The 18,351-nt window shown below is 36.8% G+C and carries 26 protein-coding genes and 1 other RNA gene; 18 read left to right on the top strand and 9 right to left on the bottom strand.

Going from position 1 to position 18,351, the window contains the following annotated elements; genetic code table 11:
• Window positions 1–6: 6 nt before the first annotated feature.
• From SJW71_RS22440 to SJW71_RS22375, 14 genes are all read left to right on the top strand, one after another.
• Window positions 7–2,040: a phage tail tape measure protein gene (locus tag SJW71_RS22440; protein ID WP_431811573.1), complete on the top strand. Its 2,034-nt coding sequence runs from the start codon at window positions 7–9 to the stop codon at window positions 2,038–2,040.
• Window positions 2,041–2,052: 12 nt separating this feature from the next.
• Window positions 2,053–2,475, top strand: a complete 423-nt coding sequence (locus SJW71_RS22435; protein ID WP_431811572.1) for a hypothetical protein — start codon at window positions 2,053–2,055, stop codon at window positions 2,473–2,475.
• On the top strand, window positions 2,472–3,452 hold the full coding sequence (locus SJW71_RS22430) for an XkdQ/YqbQ family protein (RefSeq protein ID WP_431811571.1): 981 nt from the start codon (window positions 2,472–2,474) through the stop codon (window positions 3,450–3,452). Before SJW71_RS22435 ends, SJW71_RS22430 begins: the two co-directional genes overlap by 4 nt.
• Window positions 3,453–3,812 (top strand): DUF2577 domain-containing protein, encoded by a 360-nt coding sequence (locus SJW71_RS22425; protein ID WP_431811570.1) that lies wholly within the window; start codon window positions 3,453–3,455, stop codon window positions 3,810–3,812. It begins immediately after the preceding gene.
• Window positions 3,812–4,258, top strand: coding sequence for a DUF2634 domain-containing protein (locus tag SJW71_RS22420; protein WP_431811569.1), 447 nt, complete (start codon window positions 3,812–3,814; stop codon window positions 4,256–4,258). The genes SJW71_RS22425 and SJW71_RS22420 overlap by 1 nt, the downstream gene beginning before the upstream one ends.
• Window positions 4,259–5,299: a baseplate J/gp47 family protein gene (locus tag SJW71_RS22415; protein WP_431811568.1), complete on the top strand. Its 1,041-nt coding sequence runs from the start codon at window positions 4,259–4,261 to the stop codon at window positions 5,297–5,299.
• Window positions 5,296–5,643 carry a phage tail fiber protein gene (locus SJW71_RS22410; RefSeq protein ID WP_431811567.1) on the top strand — a complete coding sequence of 116 codons (348 nt, stop codon included), beginning with the start codon at window positions 5,296–5,298 and terminating at the stop codon, window positions 5,641–5,643. The genes SJW71_RS22415 and SJW71_RS22410 overlap by 4 nt, the downstream gene beginning before the upstream one ends.
• 10 nt (window positions 5,644–5,653) lie before the next feature.
• The gene (locus SJW71_RS22405) at window positions 5,654–6,469 is read left to right on the top strand and encodes a putative phage tail protein (RefSeq protein ID WP_431811566.1); all 816 of its coding nucleotides are present in this window, start codon (window positions 5,654–5,656) and stop codon (window positions 6,467–6,469) included.
• The gene (locus SJW71_RS22400; RefSeq protein WP_431811565.1) at window positions 6,469–6,780 is read left to right on the top strand and encodes a hypothetical protein; all 312 of its coding nucleotides are present in this window, start codon (window positions 6,469–6,471) and stop codon (window positions 6,778–6,780) included. The genes SJW71_RS22405 and SJW71_RS22400 overlap by 1 nt, the downstream gene beginning before the upstream one ends.
• Window positions 6,780–7,553, top strand: a complete 774-nt coding sequence (locus SJW71_RS22395; RefSeq protein WP_431811564.1) for a hypothetical protein — start codon at window positions 6,780–6,782, stop codon at window positions 7,551–7,553. The genes SJW71_RS22400 and SJW71_RS22395 overlap by 1 nt, the downstream gene beginning before the upstream one ends.
• A gap of 4 nt (window positions 7,554–7,557) precedes the next feature.
• Complete coding sequence (locus tag SJW71_RS22390; protein ID WP_431811563.1) at window positions 7,558–7,845, top strand: hypothetical protein; 288 nt, start codon at window positions 7,558–7,560, stop codon at window positions 7,843–7,845.
• Window positions 7,845–8,006, top strand: coding sequence for a hypothetical protein (locus SJW71_RS22385; protein ID WP_258860205.1), 162 nt, complete (start codon window positions 7,845–7,847; stop codon window positions 8,004–8,006). The genes SJW71_RS22390 and SJW71_RS22385 overlap by 1 nt, the downstream gene beginning before the upstream one ends.
• Before the next feature lie 69 nt (window positions 8,007–8,075).
• The gene (locus SJW71_RS22380; RefSeq protein ID WP_431812227.1) at window positions 8,076–8,303 is read left to right on the top strand and encodes a BhlA/UviB family holin-like peptide; all 228 of its coding nucleotides are present in this window, start codon (window positions 8,076–8,078) and stop codon (window positions 8,301–8,303) included.
• 6 nt (window positions 8,304–8,309) lie between these two features.
• Complete coding sequence (locus SJW71_RS22375; protein WP_431811562.1) at window positions 8,310–9,011, top strand: peptidoglycan recognition protein family protein; 702 nt, start codon at window positions 8,310–8,312, stop codon at window positions 9,009–9,011.
• A gap of 57 nt (window positions 9,012–9,068) precedes the next feature.
• Here SJW71_RS22375 and SJW71_RS22370 read toward each other — a convergent pair whose 3' ends face one another.
• The 4 genes from SJW71_RS22370 to SJW71_RS22355 form a co-directional block, all read right to left on the bottom strand.
• Window positions 9,069–10,232, bottom strand: a complete 1,164-nt coding sequence (locus SJW71_RS22370; protein WP_341385464.1) for a Ger(x)C family spore germination protein — start codon at window positions 10,230–10,232, stop codon at window positions 9,069–9,071.
• 150 nt (window positions 10,233–10,382) lie between these two features.
• Window positions 10,383–10,988, bottom strand: a complete 606-nt coding sequence (locus tag SJW71_RS22365; protein WP_322611193.1) for a DUF3862 domain-containing protein — start codon at window positions 10,986–10,988, stop codon at window positions 10,383–10,385.
• Window positions 10,989–11,066: 78 nt separating this feature from the next.
• Window positions 11,067–11,261, bottom strand: a complete 195-nt coding sequence (locus SJW71_RS22360) for a hypothetical protein (RefSeq protein WP_322611194.1) — start codon at window positions 11,259–11,261, stop codon at window positions 11,067–11,069.
• Window positions 11,262–11,278: 17 nt separating this feature from the next.
• Window positions 11,279–11,479, bottom strand: a complete 201-nt coding sequence (locus tag SJW71_RS22355; protein ID WP_322611195.1) for a helix-turn-helix domain-containing protein — start codon at window positions 11,477–11,479, stop codon at window positions 11,279–11,281.
• Between the two features lie 154 nt (window positions 11,480–11,633).
• On the opposite strand from SJW71_RS22355, the gene SJW71_RS22350 reads away from it, so the two are divergent.
• Both SJW71_RS22350 and SJW71_RS22345 read left to right on the top strand, forming a co-directional pair.
• The gene (locus SJW71_RS22350) at window positions 11,634–12,518 is read left to right on the top strand and encodes a helix-turn-helix domain-containing protein (protein WP_341385465.1); all 885 of its coding nucleotides are present in this window, start codon (window positions 11,634–11,636) and stop codon (window positions 12,516–12,518) included.
• Window positions 12,519–12,531: 13 nt separating this feature from the next.
• Entirely contained in the window at window positions 12,532–12,714 is a 183-nt protein-coding gene (locus tag SJW71_RS22345; RefSeq protein ID WP_341385466.1) for a hypothetical protein, read from the top strand.
• A gap of 158 nt (window positions 12,715–12,872) precedes the next feature.
• Here SJW71_RS22345 and ssrS read toward each other — a convergent pair.
• Window positions 12,873–13,065, bottom strand: a non-coding RNA gene (gene ssrS / locus SJW71_RS22340) — 6S RNA.
• Window positions 13,066–13,312: 247 nt separating this feature from the next.
• On the opposite strand from ssrS, the gene SJW71_RS22335 reads away from it, so the two are divergent.
• Complete coding sequence (locus tag SJW71_RS22335; protein WP_274795372.1) at window positions 13,313–13,648, top strand: zinc ribbon domain-containing protein YjdM; 336 nt, start codon at window positions 13,313–13,315, stop codon at window positions 13,646–13,648.
• A 56-nt stretch (window positions 13,649–13,704) separates the two neighbouring features.
• On the opposite strand, the gene SJW71_RS22330 is transcribed toward SJW71_RS22335, so the two are convergent.
• Together SJW71_RS22330 and SJW71_RS22325 are read right to left on the bottom strand one after the other, a co-directional pair.
• On the bottom strand, window positions 13,705–14,217 hold the full coding sequence (locus tag SJW71_RS22330; RefSeq protein ID WP_431811561.1) for a zf-HC2 domain-containing protein: 513 nt from the start codon (window positions 14,215–14,217) through the stop codon (window positions 13,705–13,707).
• Between the two features lie 103 nt (window positions 14,218–14,320).
• On the bottom strand, window positions 14,321–14,959 hold the full coding sequence (locus tag SJW71_RS22325) for a YfbR-like 5'-deoxynucleotidase (protein WP_431811560.1): 639 nt from the start codon (window positions 14,957–14,959) through the stop codon (window positions 14,321–14,323).
• Between the two features lie 171 nt (window positions 14,960–15,130).
• Here SJW71_RS22325 and SJW71_RS22320 point away from each other — a divergent pair, with 171 nt between their 5' ends.
• Window positions 15,131–15,571: a DUF2269 family protein gene (locus SJW71_RS22320; protein WP_274795375.1), complete on the top strand. Its 441-nt coding sequence runs from the start codon at window positions 15,131–15,133 to the stop codon at window positions 15,569–15,571.
• A gap of 134 nt (window positions 15,572–15,705) precedes the next feature.
• Here the strand turns inward: SJW71_RS22320 and SJW71_RS22315 are convergent, their stop codons facing one another.
• Both SJW71_RS22315 and SJW71_RS22310 read right to left on the bottom strand, forming a co-directional pair.
• Window positions 15,706–17,547 carry an FtsX-like permease family protein gene (locus SJW71_RS22315; RefSeq protein ID WP_429979708.1) on the bottom strand — a complete coding sequence of 614 codons (1,842 nt, stop codon included), beginning with the start codon at window positions 17,545–17,547 and terminating at the stop codon, window positions 15,706–15,708.
• Window positions 17,537–18,298: an ABC transporter ATP-binding protein gene (locus SJW71_RS22310; protein ID WP_431811559.1), complete on the bottom strand. Its 762-nt coding sequence runs from the start codon at window positions 18,296–18,298 to the stop codon at window positions 17,537–17,539. Before SJW71_RS22310 ends, SJW71_RS22315 begins: the two co-directional genes overlap by 11 nt.
• Window positions 18,299–18,351: the final 53 nt, after the last annotated feature.

Genomic DNA, 18,351 nt, shown 5'->3' with positions numbered 1-18,351 from the left:
GAGGAATTGGGAAGACGGGTTATATCTGCAGTCCTGTCACTACAAGATCGTGACTTTTCTAGCAACTTAAGACGCGCCAGTGATCGAGCCGATGATTTTGGCCGAGGTATTGTACAAGTAGGTAATAAAATAGAACGATTCGGCAAAGGTGCTGTCAATGTATTTAAAACGGTTGGAGCTGGTGCGGCTGCTTTAGGTGGTGCAGGGGTTGCGGCATTAGGGGCAGGGGTAGCCAAGTCCATCTTTGACATGGATGAAGCTTTTTCAACTTTACAAGCTCAAACTGGGGCAACTGCAGAACAAATGGAAGTGTACGGAAGTGCTGCAAAAGATGTGTTCAAAAAAGGGTACGGTGAAAACATTGATGAAGTAACAAATGCTTTAGCGCGAGTAAAACAAAATATGCACAATATCGATGATGGGGAACTTAGTAATGTTACTTCTAAAGCAATGTTATTAGGTAAAACTTTTGATTCTGATGTAAACGAAGTCACTCGCGGTACGAACAATATGATGGAAGCGTTCGGCATATCTGCAGATAAAGCATTTGACTTATTTACTGCGGGTGGACAACGAGGGCTTAATTTCAGTAATGAAATGTTTGATAATGTTGCAGAGTATTCATCCTTATTTGGAGCTATGGGGTATTCGGCAGAAGAATATTTCGGGATCATGGAGCGAGGCGCAAAAGCTGGCGTATACAACTTAGATTATGTAAACGATGTTATGAAAGAGTTTCAGATCCGCATTAAAGATGGCTCGAAATCAACAGACGAAACCTTTTCAGCCATGAGTAAATCAACTTTTGATTTATGGGAGGCTTTCAATAGAGGTGAGGCTACCGTTGCTGATGTTGCTGGGGCTGTCACAAAAGAGCTTGAAGGAATGGACGACAAGGTTGAGGCTAATCAATTAGCAGTAGCGTTATTTGGTACAAAATTTGAAGATCTCGAAGCAAAAGGCGTTTATGCAATGCTTGGAGCAAAAGACGCTATGACAGGCTTTGAAGGTGCAACAGATAACGCAGCCGCAAAAGTGGAAGGGAGTCTTAAAAATAGGTTAGTTTCATCCTGGCGAGAGCTGCAGGTAGGAATAGCCGATGTTGTATATGGTGCAGGAGCGCAGGAGTTTTTAGGAGCAGTTGCACAGAAAGCCGATGAATTGGTGCCTAAAATTCAAGGCATCGTAGAAAAAGCATTTGAATTTGGTAATACAGTTCGTGAAAATTGGGGGCCAATTAAAGAGACACTTATTGGCGTTGGTACAGCTGTTGGGGTTGTAGCTGCAGGAATGGGTACTTTAAAAGTCATTCAAACAGTAACAACTATGGTTCAAGGGTTTAGAACAGCTATGGGTCTAGCAACAGCTGGACAATGGGCCATGAATACGGCCATGCTTGCCAGTCCTTTGACATGGGTAGTCGTTGGAATAGCTGCAATAGTTGCGGCAGGTGTTTTGTTATACCGTAATTGGGATCTCGTAAAACAAAAAGCGAGTGAATTGTGGCAAAAATTACTTGATAATCCATTGCTGGCCCTTGTAGCTGGCCCATTCGGAGCGATCATTGCTGCAGGTATAACGTTATATAAACATTTTGACGATGTGAAAAGAGTTTTTAATAGTTTTAAAGATGCAATTATGAGCTTTAAGGTACCAGGATGGGTTTCGAAAATTGGAGGGGCTATTAGTGGTGCAGCAAGCAAGGTGGGTAATTTCATTTCAGGATCACATGCTAGTGGTTTAAATCGTGTGCCATACGATGGATACATTGCAGAATTACACAAAGATGAAATGGTTATTCCAGCTAGACAATCTGAAAGGATTCGAGCAGCTGGCGGATCAATCGATAATGTAGATCAAATGGTACAATCAACGCCTGTTGCTGTAACAACGCCTGCAGGAAGTACACCACAGCCAACAGCTTCAAATAATGGCGGTGTACAGGTAATTATTCAAAACTTAAATGCTAAAGGCGTTACAGCAATGGAAGTAGCCAATGAGCTTGTGCCATTATTACAATTACGATTAGCTAATTTATAGGAGGTTGGATAAATGGACATTTTTCTAAGTACGATGGATCGCAAACAAATTATTCAACTTCCTATAGTGCCTGCAGAATTTAAAATACCTAGCCCTGTAAGTAATGAAGTCTTTACAACAATTAATCAAGGCGACATTAAACTGCTTGGTCGTAGAGGATTGAAATCACTTACTATTGATTCTTTTTTCCCTTCTAAGGTGTATCCATTTTCCCGAAACAATAAATATTTTGGGTGGGAATATTACGAGATCATTGAGGGTTGGATTGACAAGCGAATGCCAATTCGATTAATCATGTCGAACACACCAATTAATATGCTCATGACAATCGAAAGCTTTGAGGCAGGACTTCAAGACGGATCTGGTGATGTTTATTATTCCCTGGCACTTTCAGAGTTTAAAGAGATTATTTTAGAAACAAAGAAGGTGAAATGATGGCGCATGAATTATGGCTAATTAAAGGTGAAACCATGACCAATATTACGCCTATGCTTGGCACATTAACCTGGCGCAGCAACATGGAGGAATTAGGGGAGGAAATTAATTTCAGTATTGCTTTTACTGATACGAATTACTTTCCAGTGAATCCATGTGATATTGGTGATATGGTGGCCCTTTACAACAACGGCAAAGAAATTACACGGGCTATTATTGTGGACGAGCTGAAAAACGGCAGATCACCTATTGCTTATGTTGCCTTTGATTATGCCTTTTATCTAAATAAATCCACAGCTGTATATCAGTTTAATAAACTATCTGCAGATGCTTGTATCAAGAAAATCGCTAAAGATTTCAATATCCAAATAGGTAAGATCGTATCAATTCCTAAACCTATTGAGAAAATATTTAATGATAAAAAGGTAAGTGAAATTATCAAAGAAATTCTTACTACTGCAGAACAATCATTAGGCGTGAAATACCTCATGGAAATGCGACAGGGTAAACTATATATCGAAAAACAAGGTGATGTAGTGGTAACAGGTACATTTCGATTGTTTGAAGGTGGCCCAAAGTACGATATTCATTCAGCTCTTATGAATCCTTCTAAAAGGCGTAGCATTACAGAAATGGCTAATACAATTCAGGTTGTTGGAAACAATGACAAAGTGGTTTTAACCAAGTCTGATAACAAAATGGCAGAGAAATACGGCCGTATTACTAAAGTGGTGAAGCTAGATCAGAATGAAAAGAAAAGCGCTAAACAGATTGCAGAAAACGAATTAAAACAGTTTTCAAAAGTGATAGAGGAAAATAGCGTTGATTTGATGGGCCATGATGATTTTAGAGCAGGCCGTCTATTTGCACTAGAAGAACCAACCACAGGTATTAAAGGTACATTTTTAATTAAAGATGTGTTGCACACGATTAGTAAAGGCATTCACACCATGAAGCCTACATTAGAGGTGAAGTAAATGGATCCTATTACAACTTTAGCAAAGATGCTAAAAGATAATGAAAATCCTAAACCTGTGTCAATGTCTACAGGTATTGTTATTTCAGCACCGCCAAATGCTCAAATACGGTTAAATGATACAGTCATTCTTGGTAACAGCCAATTAGTTTATGCTGCTCATGTTCTTGAAGATTATGAACGTGAAATTGAGCTAGAGGGTGATATTCGATTTACAGATAGTCAATTTCAATCATTTGAAGCGAAAGAAGTAAAATCTAAAACAAAGGACACGCTCAAAGAAGGTGACGAAGTAATTCTGTTACCAACTGCAGATGAACAGCTGTATTTTGTTGTAGGTAAGGCGGTGAGGTTCGAATAATGTTACCTAAAATAACGCAACTAGAATTTGATAAACAGGAGATTAAAACGGACTTGCCGCCACTTGGTAAGTCTTTTTTATATGACTTTGGTAAAGGCGATTTTGTATTTAAGAATGGGAAAATGGTTGAAGTTCACGGCTTGGAAACCTTAAAACAGTGGATCTTAAAAGTGTTAAAAACAGAGCGCTTTCGCTTTAGGATTTACAAAGACATTCCGTATGGTGTGACATTAGAAGATTTAATAGGTTCTAGCCTACCACGCGCCTTTATTGAAGCAGAAATAAAACGAGAAGTCACAGCGTCCTTATTGGAGCATACACACATTCAAGAGATCCAGGAATGGCAATTCAGCCATGATGGAAAATGGATGCGGATAAAATTTAGAGTCGTCACGGTAGAGGGAGCATTTGAAATTGACGAGCCAGTAAAGAAGGTGACAGCGTAGATGGAAGATGAAAAAGTCATACATGACCGTATGATGGTCAATATCAGCAATGAATATGACAAGTCAAAAGGTAATTTTGTTTATGACGTAACAAAGCCAGTTGCCGTTGAATTTGCTGAACAACAAAAGAAGATTGCTACAGTACAAGAAAAGCTAGACATTGAAAAACTAACAGGTGACGAACTAACTAGAACAGTTTATCAGCGCACAGGTATTAGCCGTAAACCTGCTACACAAGCCACAACAACGGTTATTGTTTCGGGTACAGCTGGCACGGCGGTTAAAGTTGGCGAGCTGGTAGGTACAGACACGCTTTTATACACTGTCATTGAAGAAGCAGTTCTTAATGAAAGTGGGTTTGCTCATGTTCGTGTTCAATGTAATGAGTTCGGCCAAATAGGAAACGTGCCAGCAAACACCATTGTAAATTTCCCTGCATCTATTAATGGCCTTGTGAACGTGTACAATCCTGATCCTGTCGTTGATGGCTACGATGAAGAAACAGATAATGATTTACGCGAGCGCTATTATGATAAGCTGCAGCGTCCAGGTAAAGCAGGAAACAAATATCATTATCGTGAGTGGGCGTTAGAAGTAACAGGCGTGGGGGATGCAAAAGTATTTCCGCGATATAATGGCCCACTATCGATGAAAGTGGTTGTGATCGATGCGAACAAATTACCTGCAACGAGTGAATTAATCGAAGCTGTAAGGGAGCATATCGAAGTAGAAATGCCTTTTGGAGTGGATGATCTGAATGTAATACCTGCAGAAGCATTGTTAATTAATCTTTCAGTAGTTTTAACATTGATGCCTGGATATACAGAGGAAGTAGTCAAAACAAATATTAAAAAGAATATTACAAAGCATTTAAAAGAAATAGCCTTTAAGACTTCATTTGTGAGTTATGCAAAGATTGGGGCGCTCATTATCGAAAGTGAGGGGGTTTTAGATTATCAGGATCTATTAATCAATGGATCGACTGCTAATGTAGTTATTCCTGATGATGGGGTGCCAATAATGGGAGGTGTAAATGAATGAATCACATGACCGTGTATTTAAAAAATAAAGTGCTTACGGACAATTTAAGAACTACGCCAGTCTTTGTTGCCTTGTTCAATGGCGACATTGAAGTAACTGCAGCTAGCTATTCGCGTCAATCTGCAAGCTTTACAACGCCCACAGATGGGCAAACATCGAACAGCGCTGATATTCTGTTTCCTATAGCTGCAGAGTCTTGGGGAGATATTACACACATTGGGATTCTTGATGCAAAAACAGGTGGCAATTTGCTGTTTAAATCACAAGCGGAATTTACAAAAAATATCGATGTATCAAGCCAGTACAAGATTCCTAAAAACTATTTAATTGTCCGTTTAAGGTAGGTGAGGACAAATGCATGCAATACCGCAATCCGAGTGGGGTCAAGTATCAGTCTTCACCTGGGGAGAGCTATCAGCGCACCAATGGGAATGCTTTAGACTTGCCTTGATGATTACCGAAACAGAGCTGCAGACGCAAGGTGTTTCCATTGCTTCAACAGGTGCAACGAATGAGGTAATCACAGAACAACTATCGCAAGGCGTAAAGGTGGTTCAATCGCCTATTATCATGCAGACAAGAGCTGAAATGATTACAAGCATTGTTGTTTCTACAAAAGATTATCTATCGGACATGATGAAGTATTTACCCTTGTATGAGCGTAAATCAAATGTCTTTAGAACAGTACTTACAGCTGATGATCGAGAGTTACGAAACACAGAGCAACAGCTTGAAATTGTGAACCGTAACATTTTTATTGATACGGCTATAGAAGCATTGCCTATTTATGAACGTGATCTTGGAATTAAACCAAATAGCACATTACGCTATGACCAACGCAGAGAGCAAATTTCATCACGAAATCGCGCAAGTTTTGACCAAACAACCGAAGAAACCATTAAAGCTGTAGCAGCTGCATATAGCAACGGTGAAGTAGAAATTAATACAACTAATACACCTGGCGTATATGAGATCAAATTCACAGGTACGAAGGGCATTCCTGATAACTTGGATGGCCTGATGCAAGCAATAGAAATCATTGTGCCAGCTCATTTAGAGTTTGGCTATGTGTACACCTTTAACGTTTGGGACTTTGTGAAAAATCGTAGCTGGGGAAGTGTAAGCAATTTAACTTGGGATGATATAAGAGTATGGGATGGGGTGAGCTAATGAAATATACACCGACTTTAAATTTAAAGAAACCAGAGGGTACTGAAAATGTCTTAATATCAGATATTAATGAAAATATGGATGTCTTGGATGCTGCAGTAAGTGAATTGCAACAAGGTACAAAAGAAATTCCTGATTTAGAGACAGAAGATAAAACAATGTCAGGCGCTATTAATGAGGTGAAAAATGAAGTGAAAAGTCATGTCATCGATCCAATGCCTCACATGTTTGTTGACAATGGAAAAAAATATAGATGGGGGTTTAGGACAGTAAACGGTGAACCTCAAATTATTAGCGAGGAAGTGATTTAATGAACATTATTGATTTAGCTACAAAGACTATGCAAACAGCTATTAAAACTGTTGTAGATGGTATTAAAACAACTACTGACACAACAAAAAATGGTGTAGACGAGATTAAACAAGGCGTAGGAAACATTAGTAATCAAATAGCAAATAAAAATGCAGGTAAAGTAAAACGTTCCGTAACATTTTTAGCAAGTGGAAGATTTGCCGTTCCCGCTGGTGTTACAGAGGTATATATAACAGGCGGTGGCGCAGGTGGCGGAGGTGCATGTGGATTAAGGGATAGTCAAGGCGGTGCTGGTGGTGCTGGTGGCGTAACTTCTTTTGGAACGGCACTGACTTTAGCGGGCGGTGGTGGCGCACAACCTGGTGATATAGTAAGACAATTTCCAGGTGTTGCTGGAGGACAAGGGGGTCAAAGTGGTGGTATAACACAGTCTGAAGACCAAGCTATTGGTATAGGAGGTTTTGGAGGTAATTCTGGACCGTTTTTTGGCGGAATCGGTCGTCAATATTCTGCACCATTAGTACCGTATGAATCACCGAATTGCCACGGTGGTTATTGTTCTGGGGGTGGCGGAACGGTCATTACCTATTATGCCCCTGGCGGCGGCGGTGGTGACTTTGTTTACCAGCGACCGATTGCTGTTACTCCTCTTTCATGGGTAGATGTGACAATAGGAATTGGTGGAGCTGCTGGTTCAACGATTTATAATGGATTTCCTATATATGCTGGTCGCGGTGGAAACGGAATTTTAATTGTGGAATGGTGGGAGTGATTAGATGAAATTTGCACAAATTTTGTATGATAAAGCACATTGGATTTTTGAAGCTGATGAAAAGCCCGAATTTGCACCAAATATTATTTTGGTTGATATTACAGAACGTGATGATATTCAAGAAGGATGGGATTATAACAGTGAAACAGGCGAATTTACAGCGCCAGTTATACCCGATCCAACACCTGTTGAACCTGCGCCAACAGTTGAAGAAATGCAGGCGCAAACGCTAATCAATACAGAATACTTAATTGCCATGAATAAAATGGGCATCGAGGGAGGAAAAATGTAATGAAGGTATATGACTTATGTAAATTTTTAATTGATCGCCAACGATACAGCTATGATGACATGCTAAAGAAAGTGAATGTATTCTATGCTAACAATCAGCTGGCTGATGAAGAGTATACACAACTATTAACAGATATGGACTCACAGCAAACGCAAGCATAGGCTTAGCGTTATTTTTATGCCTTTCACAGCTTTGTGAAGGGCTTTTATTAAGCCTAGGGGGTATTTATGATGGATGAACAAATCTTCAACATTTTTTTAAAGGAAGGTGGATATGCACTCCTTTTTGTGTGGATGCTTTTCTCAACAATGAAAAATAACAAAGAAAGAGAAAAAGAGTATCAAGATGTTATTAAACAAAATCAAGAGGTCATTTCAGAACAAGCAAAAGCATTTTCTTCATTGTCTAAAGATGTTTCAGAAATCAAACAAATCATTGTAGATGAAAAGAAAGGATGATATTAAATGACTTATCCAATTGAAAAACGTTTAATGTCTGGATTACCAAACGCTCGATTAGAAGCTATTAAATATGTAATCGCTCATGAATCAGGAAACCCAAACAATTGTGGTCCAAACGCTTTAGAAAACGAAATTGCATATATGAACCGAAATAAAGCCAATGCATTTACCTCTCATTGGGTAGGTGGCGGTGGGCGTATCGTTCAAATTGCACCTGTTAATCGTGTACAGTACGGTTGTGGTCCAAAAGGTAATCCACTTAGCTATGCCCAGGTGGAATTGGCTCGTACTTCTGATAAAGAGCAATTCAAGAAGGACTATGCTGCTTACATCTGGTTGTTACGTCAACTTGCTAAAGAGGCTGGAATACCTGTTGTGTTGGATGGGGCAGGTAACGGTATTAAGTCACATCGATGGATTACAGATAATCTTAAAGGTACAACACATAGAGATCCGTATTCGTATTTAGCGAGTATGGGAATCTCCGAGGCACAATTCAAGCTAGACATATTAAATGGCTTAGAGGACGTAAAAGAGTCACAGATTACAGAAGCAAAAGTAATGCTTAATGATGGTAAAAGCATTCCTGCTGTGATTATAGATGGTAGGACACACGTTCAAGTACGTGAGCTAGCCGATCTTTTAGGATTAAAACTTGTTTATAACAATGAAAGTAAAATAACAAAATTATACGAAGTAAAATGATAATATCAGCTCTCTTGTAATTCAAAGGCCCATTACCAATTAAGGTAACGGGCTTTTTTATTCTTCAATTGTCTCATCAAAAGTTTTTCTTCCTGGATTTATTTTATTAACATGAACATTAATTTTACTTATTGAATCTTCCGTTAAAGGTATTTTTCCATTATGCTCGATTTTTTTCCACACCTTCACATTACTTCTGTATAGATATTCTGATAAACGATATACATCAGCATCTAATTTTAGACCTTCTTGATAAGTTTCTTTAACTTCTTTTTCTATTTGTTGTGCGATATTTTTTCTCACTTCATCCGTAGTAATCTTTCCTTTGAATCCATTGAGTGTTCCTTGTATTTTGATATCAATTTCAAATTCAACTTGATCGTTTTTTTTAACAATGGGCTTAACTTCGAGATTTAATTTATCTAAATCAACGGTTAGATAATCTCTTTCATCACCTACTAATTTAAAAGTGACTTCTCCCCGAATCGTATCTTCATTCATCCATTGATTACCTCTTGCTAAGGAATCTGTAATAAAACCTTTAACCCCATTTTTTGTGAGAATACCTATGCCAGAAAAAGTAGTTTCCTCCATTAATTCTTCATCATTTTCCCAATTTTTCTTCATTGTCACATAAGGTATAGCAATCTCATGGTTTGGTTCATTTAAACCAATAATTAATTCCCTTAAATTTATAGGTTGAACAAATGATAATTGTTTAGTAGTACTAATTGGATTACTTAATTTTGAAGCTGTCAAAGAATTACGCAAAATTGGTGTTACAAGCATTAAGTCATTAATAGGGTCCTTTGTGCAATAAACCCAAATATGATATCTTGTTTCTCGAAAACGAATAAAAGTATCAATAACAGGAATGCTTCGTTCATTTTCCATGGCACGTTCTGATAAGATTAGGTATCTCATATGTCCCCAAAAGATCTCTTGATCAGATGAACGGTACAATTTATAAATCGCTTCTTCGATTGTTTTACCTTCAGCATACCCGACTTCAGCAGGTTCAACATCACCACCAGATTGCTCTGATCTAGCTACATCAGCAAAATTGATAATTTGTAAGTAGACTTTATATTTATCATCTTCAAAATCAACTCCTACAGCATTGATATAGTACATCCTTTGAGGTTCAGTTACATCCCAACAGCCTGAGAGGAATAAAGCGATTAAAATAAGTGGAAAAATGGATTTGTAATTTCTGTTCATTTTTTCGCCTTCTTTTTTTGTTGTTGTTTGTTAAGTATGCACCCGATAGATTTGTTCTAAACAAATAAAGGATCCCTTCTAAATCTAGAAGAGATCCAAGGGTACTTCAGTGGTAGAAAGAAAAAACCACTCAAATGAGTGGCTTTATTTTTATTCTAATCCTAATTGAGTTTTGTTCATCAATTTTCCGCCCTGGAACATTAAAGATGCATTACCACCTAATGATTTACCATTATAGCTATACATTACTACATCTCCAGATTCAGATACAACCGCACCTTCACCACCAAGAATCTCAAATACTTGTTCTTTAGTCATGCCATTTTCTAGCTTGTTAAATTGCTCAAGGGTAATTTCAATATCCGAAGTTTCCACACCAAATTGAGATTTGTTGATTAGTTTGCCACCTTGGAACATCATAGTAGAAGATGCCATGACACCATCAGTTTCAAATTCATACATAACTGTGTGGTGAGGTTCACCAGCTGATCCCGTTTCAGACATTATTTTACCTTCAGCACCCACAATTTTTACTACTTCTTCATAGGTCATGCCATCTTTAATTTGTTTGAACTTTTCCTCAGTTAATTTGCCATCTTCTTTAGTAGCTGGTGCTGATGTCTCTTGCTTAGAATCAGTAGAAGTTTCAGTAACTGGTTTTTCATCTTTTGTTGACTCATCCTTTGTAGTAGTTTCTCCACAACCTGCTAGTCCAAGACTTAATACTAACGCTGCACTAAATACTAATTTTTTCATTTGTAAATTCCTCCCTCTTTATTTCCATTTTAGGGAATCAAGAGACAAATGTACATATAAAAAAACAGACAACCTATGTTAGTTATCTGCTTTCTCTTTTATTTCATATGTCACGACTGCTTTAATGCCATCTTTATTTCTAGTCGTCTTTGTATCAAAGGATACATACAATTCATCAATTGTATAACCTTCATTTAACTTCGCTTTAAGAGCATCTCTCAATGCCTTCTTTTGTATATTCGAGATTTTTGTTACCAACTCGTTTAATTCCATCCCCATCACCCCACAGATTATTTCAGTTCAAGTATTTCGTTCATATCAGTTATTTCAAGGGCTTTACATATTATTGCAAGTTGTTCGCGGTTAATGGTGCTACGTTGATTGTTTACAATTTCGCTAATTGCATTTGGTCTAATAGAAGTCATTTCAGCTAATTGCTTTTGAGAAATCCCACGTTCATCAATGATTTTCTTTAATTTTACCTCAATCATTTTTCCACCACCTATCATTTAATATCATAATCCCATTATAACACCATATCGCTATTTGATAAATATTTTATTCCGTTATATTGACATATCGATATGTCAATATTAATATGTATATAACGATATATCGATATTTTATGATAGTGAGGTGAAAACGATGGCATTTGAATATTTAGCAATTTACAAAACATTTGAATCAGTAAAAGATATGGACACAGCTGTTGAAGAACACATTGCGGCTCATTACTACATTTTAACGGAATCAGAACGTGCCATCGTTTTTAAACTTGCTTCTCATAGCTTAGAACATCCAGGAGCTTGCCACCTGAAAGCTGCCACAATTGCTTCAGCATTGGAGATCAGCACTAAGACAGTATATCGGAGCGTTAAAAAGTTAGAGGAATTAGGCATCATCGAAAAAGTACCAGGAACGAAATTAAATGGCATCAAAGGGGCTAGTATTTATTGCATTTTACCTTATGTCCCATCGAGCGTGTCCCAACGAGAAACAGCTCAGGCCATTAGTAATGACGCGGTTTCCGAGACTTTTACAGAAAACCAATCATCTAAATCTTTTAATCATTTATCTTTTAAAACAAGCACTTTACAAGAAATATATAATAATGTTCACGCTGAAAAAGAAGCTCATAAGGAATGGATGAACGAGTACCAAGTGATGTTATTTGATTTCATGAATAGCTTGCCATTAGCTGACAATTTGAAAGATGAATTGCACAAGGTTGTAATGGCTTCACAAGTAAATTCTGTGGATGAATTTATAAAAGCTAAGAACGTGCTATTTAAAATTGCTATGGATATTAAAGAAGGTATTTTAACTATCACTAGTACATTAAGAGCCGTATTCACAGGAGCATATAACAAGGCTGTAGAGCGTTCTAGTATGAAGCAATATAAATCATCATCTATAGAAGAAACAGCTAATAGAGAGCGTCCAGTACCTTTCTATAACTGGCTAGAGGATAGAGATAGTCGCGTAGAAATATGTAGTAGACCAAACTTAGAAAACTGGCTGGAATGGTGAAAGGGGACAGAATATGACTCATTTTGAATATATGGAGCAACAAGGGCAATTAACGATTTTTGATTTTCTTTCGGTCCAAGAATCGGACCATAAGCTAAATGTGGACCGATTGCCATCCACAGATGTTAATAAAACTGTTGATAAGAAGAACGCCATAATAGAGTCTCGTATAAGAGTTTGTATTGTGCGGAGATAAGAAAAAGACCACCCAGTTGAGTGGTCTGTGCTATTATTTATCATTAATTATCGTGAATTTTAACACCAATTTAACACCAAGTGATGTTTTGGTAATATTTTTAAATGGTTTTTAAACTTTCGTAAATAGCTCTAAACCCTTGGTACATCTAAGTTAGAGTAAAAGCCGCGTATGCCGTAGTTATTATAGAAAGTTTTAAACCACCACTCCTCAAAGTGGGTGTTCGCAGAAGCTTTCCTGCTTATCCTCATGCACCGTAGTGTGAGGCCCGTCATTCCAACTCCAATAATAAAACTCCCTTTTACAGCTTAAAGGTTAAAACTTAATATTATACGAACAATGCAGCCTTTATGGATATAATAAAGCATGAGCGACAAACATGCAAGTAAGATGATTACAGCAAATTAGTCAATGGGCAAGCGTTCCAAAAGATGAAATAGGTATCTAAAATGGCTTGCAAATAGGTGCTATTGCTTCATATTTCTTTCACAAATGAGAACGGAAAATGCGAACAACCTTTGCTTATTATGGTTGACTATGTAAAGATAGGAGCATAAAGAGGATTTTCCTAGTTAAAAAAGTAGAAGGGGGAAGCACATTGGCTTATCCAAATTGTCCAAATTGTCATTCTGAATACACATATGAGGATGGAACAAACTTTGTGTGTCCTGAGTGTGCTCATGAGTGGAGCAAGGACACAGCTGAACAGGAATTAGATGCACTGATTGTTAAAGATGCAAATGGTAATTTATTAGCAGATGGCGATTCAGTTACTATTATAAAGGATTTAAAGGTTAAGGGGAGTTCTTCCACTTTAAAAATAGGGACGAAGGTAAAAAGTATTCGTCTTGTAGAAGGCGATCATAATATTGATTGTAAAATCGATGGCTTTGGCGCTATGAAATTGAAGTCAGAATTCGTGAAAAAAGCATAATAAAAATCAAATGCACCTAAACGTGGTAACAAGTTTAAGGTGCATTATTTGTCTACTTATTTGAAAATCCTGCGTAAAAGAATGGCAAAGGCTGCGCCTAATAAGGCAAAAATTGTATGTAAAAGAGCAATGTAGCCTGCTCCAACTATCAATGCTCCTATTTCTGTTAAGGAATAGCTGGTAGTATAGAGCTCATTATTTAAATTGTTAATAATGGCCCAGACAAATACAGGAACGGAGCTAATAATAAAGATAATCCAGATATTTTTATAGAAGAGGTATGAAAGGCAACCAAAAAGTGCATAGGAGATGACAAAACCCTTTTGATTGCCGAGCAATGATGAATTAATAGCAAACATAAAGGATAATACAATAAAGACAATATGAAAAAAAGATAATGTTCTTTTCATAGGTAAATATTCAATTGGGAGTTGCTTTGAACTAGTGAGCTGCTGACATTTTTGACAACTTTCTAAATGCTGTTCTATAAATGCTATAGTCGGTTTCTGGAGTGCTTGTTTCTTATAAAGAGGTATTAAATCTTCTACAATTGAGCATTCTTGTGACAATACTTTCCCTCCAATCAATCTCCCCTCATTATACGACTTTTTTTAGAAAATAAAAAAAGCCTTCCGTGAATTTTTCAATCGGAAAACTTGTACATGCCACTTATTATTTTGCTGTTAAAACTTCATTTGTTAATGTTTGAATATCGATATGTGTTTTTTCCTTTACGGCATCCTTTAAAATTTCTGTGCGGAAATACTGAACGCTTGCTTCAAGTGGAATCGCTAAAAGCTTGGAAAGGGCTGATTGATACATATAGACAAATTCCTTGTCCGTGTTGCCACGCTTTAATTCGGCAAACGCTTCATAAAATTGATCGAGCTTATCCGCGAATTCGAGTAAACGGCCTTCTAAAGTATTGTCCTTACCTTCCTTCATACGTTCAAAGAATATTTCCTGAAACTCCTGTGGAATTTCATTAATAATAAACTTTTCCATCATCTTTTCTTCCACATGTGCTAGCATTTGCTTCAGCTCTGGACTAGCGTGTTTTACTGGTGTCTTAATATCACCAATAAAAACTTCAGCAAAGTCATGGTTGATGGTTTTTTCATATAAAGACTTCCAATTAACTGTAGCACCGTTCATTTCTTCTAACGTTGCAAAAAACATTGCATATTGTGATACTTTCCAAGAATGGGCAGCCACATTGTGCTCCTCGAACTTAAAGCGTCCGGGGCAACGAATAATACGCTCTAAATCATTAAGGCTTGTAAAAAATTGATGAATTCCTATAAAAATCACTCCTTTTTGTTCTATAAGTGCATGTTACTATAAACAATACCCTCTTTGCGTGGATTTCAAACAATTTTACAATGATTCAAGCTGTGTTTACAAAGGATTCACAATTGTCGACCAAGCTGACTTAAGTTGGATGCTATAATGTAGAGGACTGATGAAAAGGGGAGTACCATCATGTTTTCCATTTATACACTTCTTCTTTATATACATATTTTAAGTGCTGTTCTTTCGATTGGGCCTTTGTTTGTTGTACTAACTGTCGTTAAAAAAATGCGAATAGCTTCCAATGATGAAATGCCACCTTATATAGAAGCTTTTAAAGGGGCAATTACTATTGTCAAACATTCAGGACATGTTCTTGTAGTATCAGGTATATTGCTAATGTGGCATGCTGGCTATCATTGGCGTACTTCATGGATTGTATTAACTTTCCTTGTGATGTTTGCCTCGATTGTATTTTTAGCTAGAGCTTTTAAACCTACATTACGAACATATAATACACCTGCTTATAATCAACAACAATTTGTTTCACTTTTACAGCGTAAAACATGGATGTACATTTTACTACTATTAATCATGCTGTGGTTAATGGTAGCTAAGCCAATTCTTTGGTAAGAAGAGGCTGAGAAGAAGCATCTTAGCTAATAAACAACCCGACCTATTTTTTAGAAACGCTCATTTAGTGTTTCATGATATAGGTCGGGTTTTCTGTTTCGATAGTTATGTTTACTCTAAAAATTATCTGGCTTCTAGTTTACTAGGCGTTTAAAATAGCTTTTTCGAATAAAGAAATAACTGATGAGGAACAGCACAAAGAAACAACAAGAGCTGGCAATCGAAACTTGTAAAAAAGCTGTGGAGACCATAGCTCGCATGGCTACTAATGTAGTAAGCAATAGTGTAATGGCTAAGGTGAACGGTACGAAAATAAGAATCGCTAATTCTTTTGCAATAATGGTAGCTAATTCTTTTTTTGAAAGTCCGAGCTTCCGAATGCCTATATATTTATTCTTTTCCTGCATCAATGTTGTTTGTAAATAGAAATATAAAATACTCATCGCAGCACTTAAGAAAATTAAGCTTAGCATGGAACCAATGAAGAACATCACACTTTTAATAAACATTTCTGTATTATATAAGTCGATTTTCGAAGTAAAGTAACGTTGTCCTGGTAAAGAAGGTATGTCTTCTGTAATTGTATTCGCCAATGCCGTATGCGCTGACCAATTATCTAATTCATAAATATAGGTTTTATAAACAGGATAATCAATGGCTTGGTAAATGTCATCAGGTACAATGAAATAGCTATTCTGAAAACCCGTAGATAACAGGTTTTGCTCATTGATGTTCGCTAATTTGAAAGATTTTATATACTTGTCACTAGCATTTTGGGTGATGGGTAATACACCTCGGCTTCCTGCAACAGCAATAAATTCATCTTTACGTAGGTCATTGTCCTGTTGCAGTAACAAGTTATAATCAGATAATGCCATATAGCCAAGGCGTTGATCCTCATTTGATTTAAATTCAATAAAATATTTGTTTGCTTCCACTGTTGCAAGCTTTGTTTCAAGATAATCAAGATCTTTCTTGACCATATCAGCATTTACTTTTGGATCAGCGATGTATTGGAAGCTGTACGGGTAATTTTCTTCACTATCCTTTTTTACATTGTAATAAGAGCTAAATAAAATACTCGTACATAGAAAGACACCGCTTAATAGAATTGTGATTAGAAATAGCATATTTGCATGGGATTTCATTTTTGCATTTAAATTAGACGCCAACAGCATATTTGTTTTACGTAAATATGCTGGTGACTTTTCAAACATTATTAAAAACAGTCGGAATCCTTGAGTAATGACGAAGTAAATCGTACAAAGAATGCTAGCAAAAAATAAAAAATAATAGATAACACCTAGAGACTCTACAACGGCGTGCTCGATTTTTAGTATATAAGCTAACATGACCGTCATCACACTACTCACTGCTAATAAAATATAGTGTGGTTGAATCGATTTTTCGATAACCGTATCACTTTTTAAGAGCTGAATGGAGGCTTCTTTATTAATAAATTTAGTGACGACTTTAGAAATCACAATAAATAAGATCAAAAACAAACCAATAGTTAAGCCGATCGCTTGTAGAGGTAAATACATACCGAACGTTTCTGCCTTTAAAACAACTTTTGCTCCCATTAAAAAAAGGGGAGTAATGACTAGTCCGAGAACGATTGCTGCCATAATGGCCAAAATGCCAATGAACAGATTTTCTCGGAATATAAGTTTCCGAATTTGCTTCATGGAAGCCCCTGTAATCATAAAGATTCCGAGCGTTTTTGTCTTTTTCCGTAAAAATGCCATAATCGAGTAGGTAATGTAAATAAATGAAAATAAATAAACGAGCATACTAGCTAACATCAATGTAATGCCAAGTGTCGAATCTGGATCTAAACTTTTCAGACTAGGATGAAAGACGATAACTGAAAAAAGAAAGAAGATAATAATGGAAAACATACTACTCAAGAAATAAGAAACATACGTCCATTTATCTCGTAATATATTCTGGAGGACAATATGATTAAAGCTCATGATGCCCACCACCTAAAAAAGCAAGCGTGTCCATAATTTCTTGGTAAAATTGCTTACGATTGTTGCCACGATGTATTTCGTTATATAATTTGCCATCTTTTATAAAAATAATACGATTAGCAAAGCTTGCTACATAAGGGTCATGAGTCGCCATAAGAATAGCTGTTTTTAGCTCTTTATTAATAGAGGTAAATAAGCTCATCACATCATTAACAGCCTTGGAATCTAAATTCCCTGTAGGTTCGTCTGCCAATAATAAATTAGGCTCATGGATAACAGCACGAGCTATTGCTACTCGCTGTTTTTGCCCGCCTGAAATTTCATAAATTCGCTTGGGTAACAGTTCCTCAATATCAAGAAATTGAGCTACATGCTTTAAACGTTGAGACATTTTTGAAGCAGGTAAGCTATCGAGAGTTAATGGCAATAAAATATTTTCTTTCACTGTTAATGTATGCACAAGATTAAAGTCTTGAAAAACGAATCCTAATTCAGAGCGTCTAAATTTGGCGAGCTCCTCATCATTTAATACATACGGATTTTTATTATTTATGACGATATCACCAGCAGTAGGACGATCAATAGTAGATACACTATTTAAAAATGTTGTTTTTCCACTACCTGAAGGTCCCATGACGGCAACAAATTCCTGTTGTTGTAACTGAAAATCGATGCCGTTTAATGCTTTATATGTGATTTCTCCACTATATTCTTTTTGTAAATTGGTCACGTGAAGTATTGTGTTTTCCAAACTGAAACAACTCCTTAATGTTGATTAGATAACTTAAGTAGAAAAAAGGAGCG

Source organism: Lysinibacillus sp. FW12 (assembly GCF_050817245.1).
GTDB lineage: Bacteria > Bacillota > Bacilli > Bacillales_A > Planococcaceae > Lysinibacillus > Lysinibacillus irui.
Note: the sequence above shows the minus strand (reverse complement) of the source record. Positions and strands in the feature narration are given on the sequence as shown.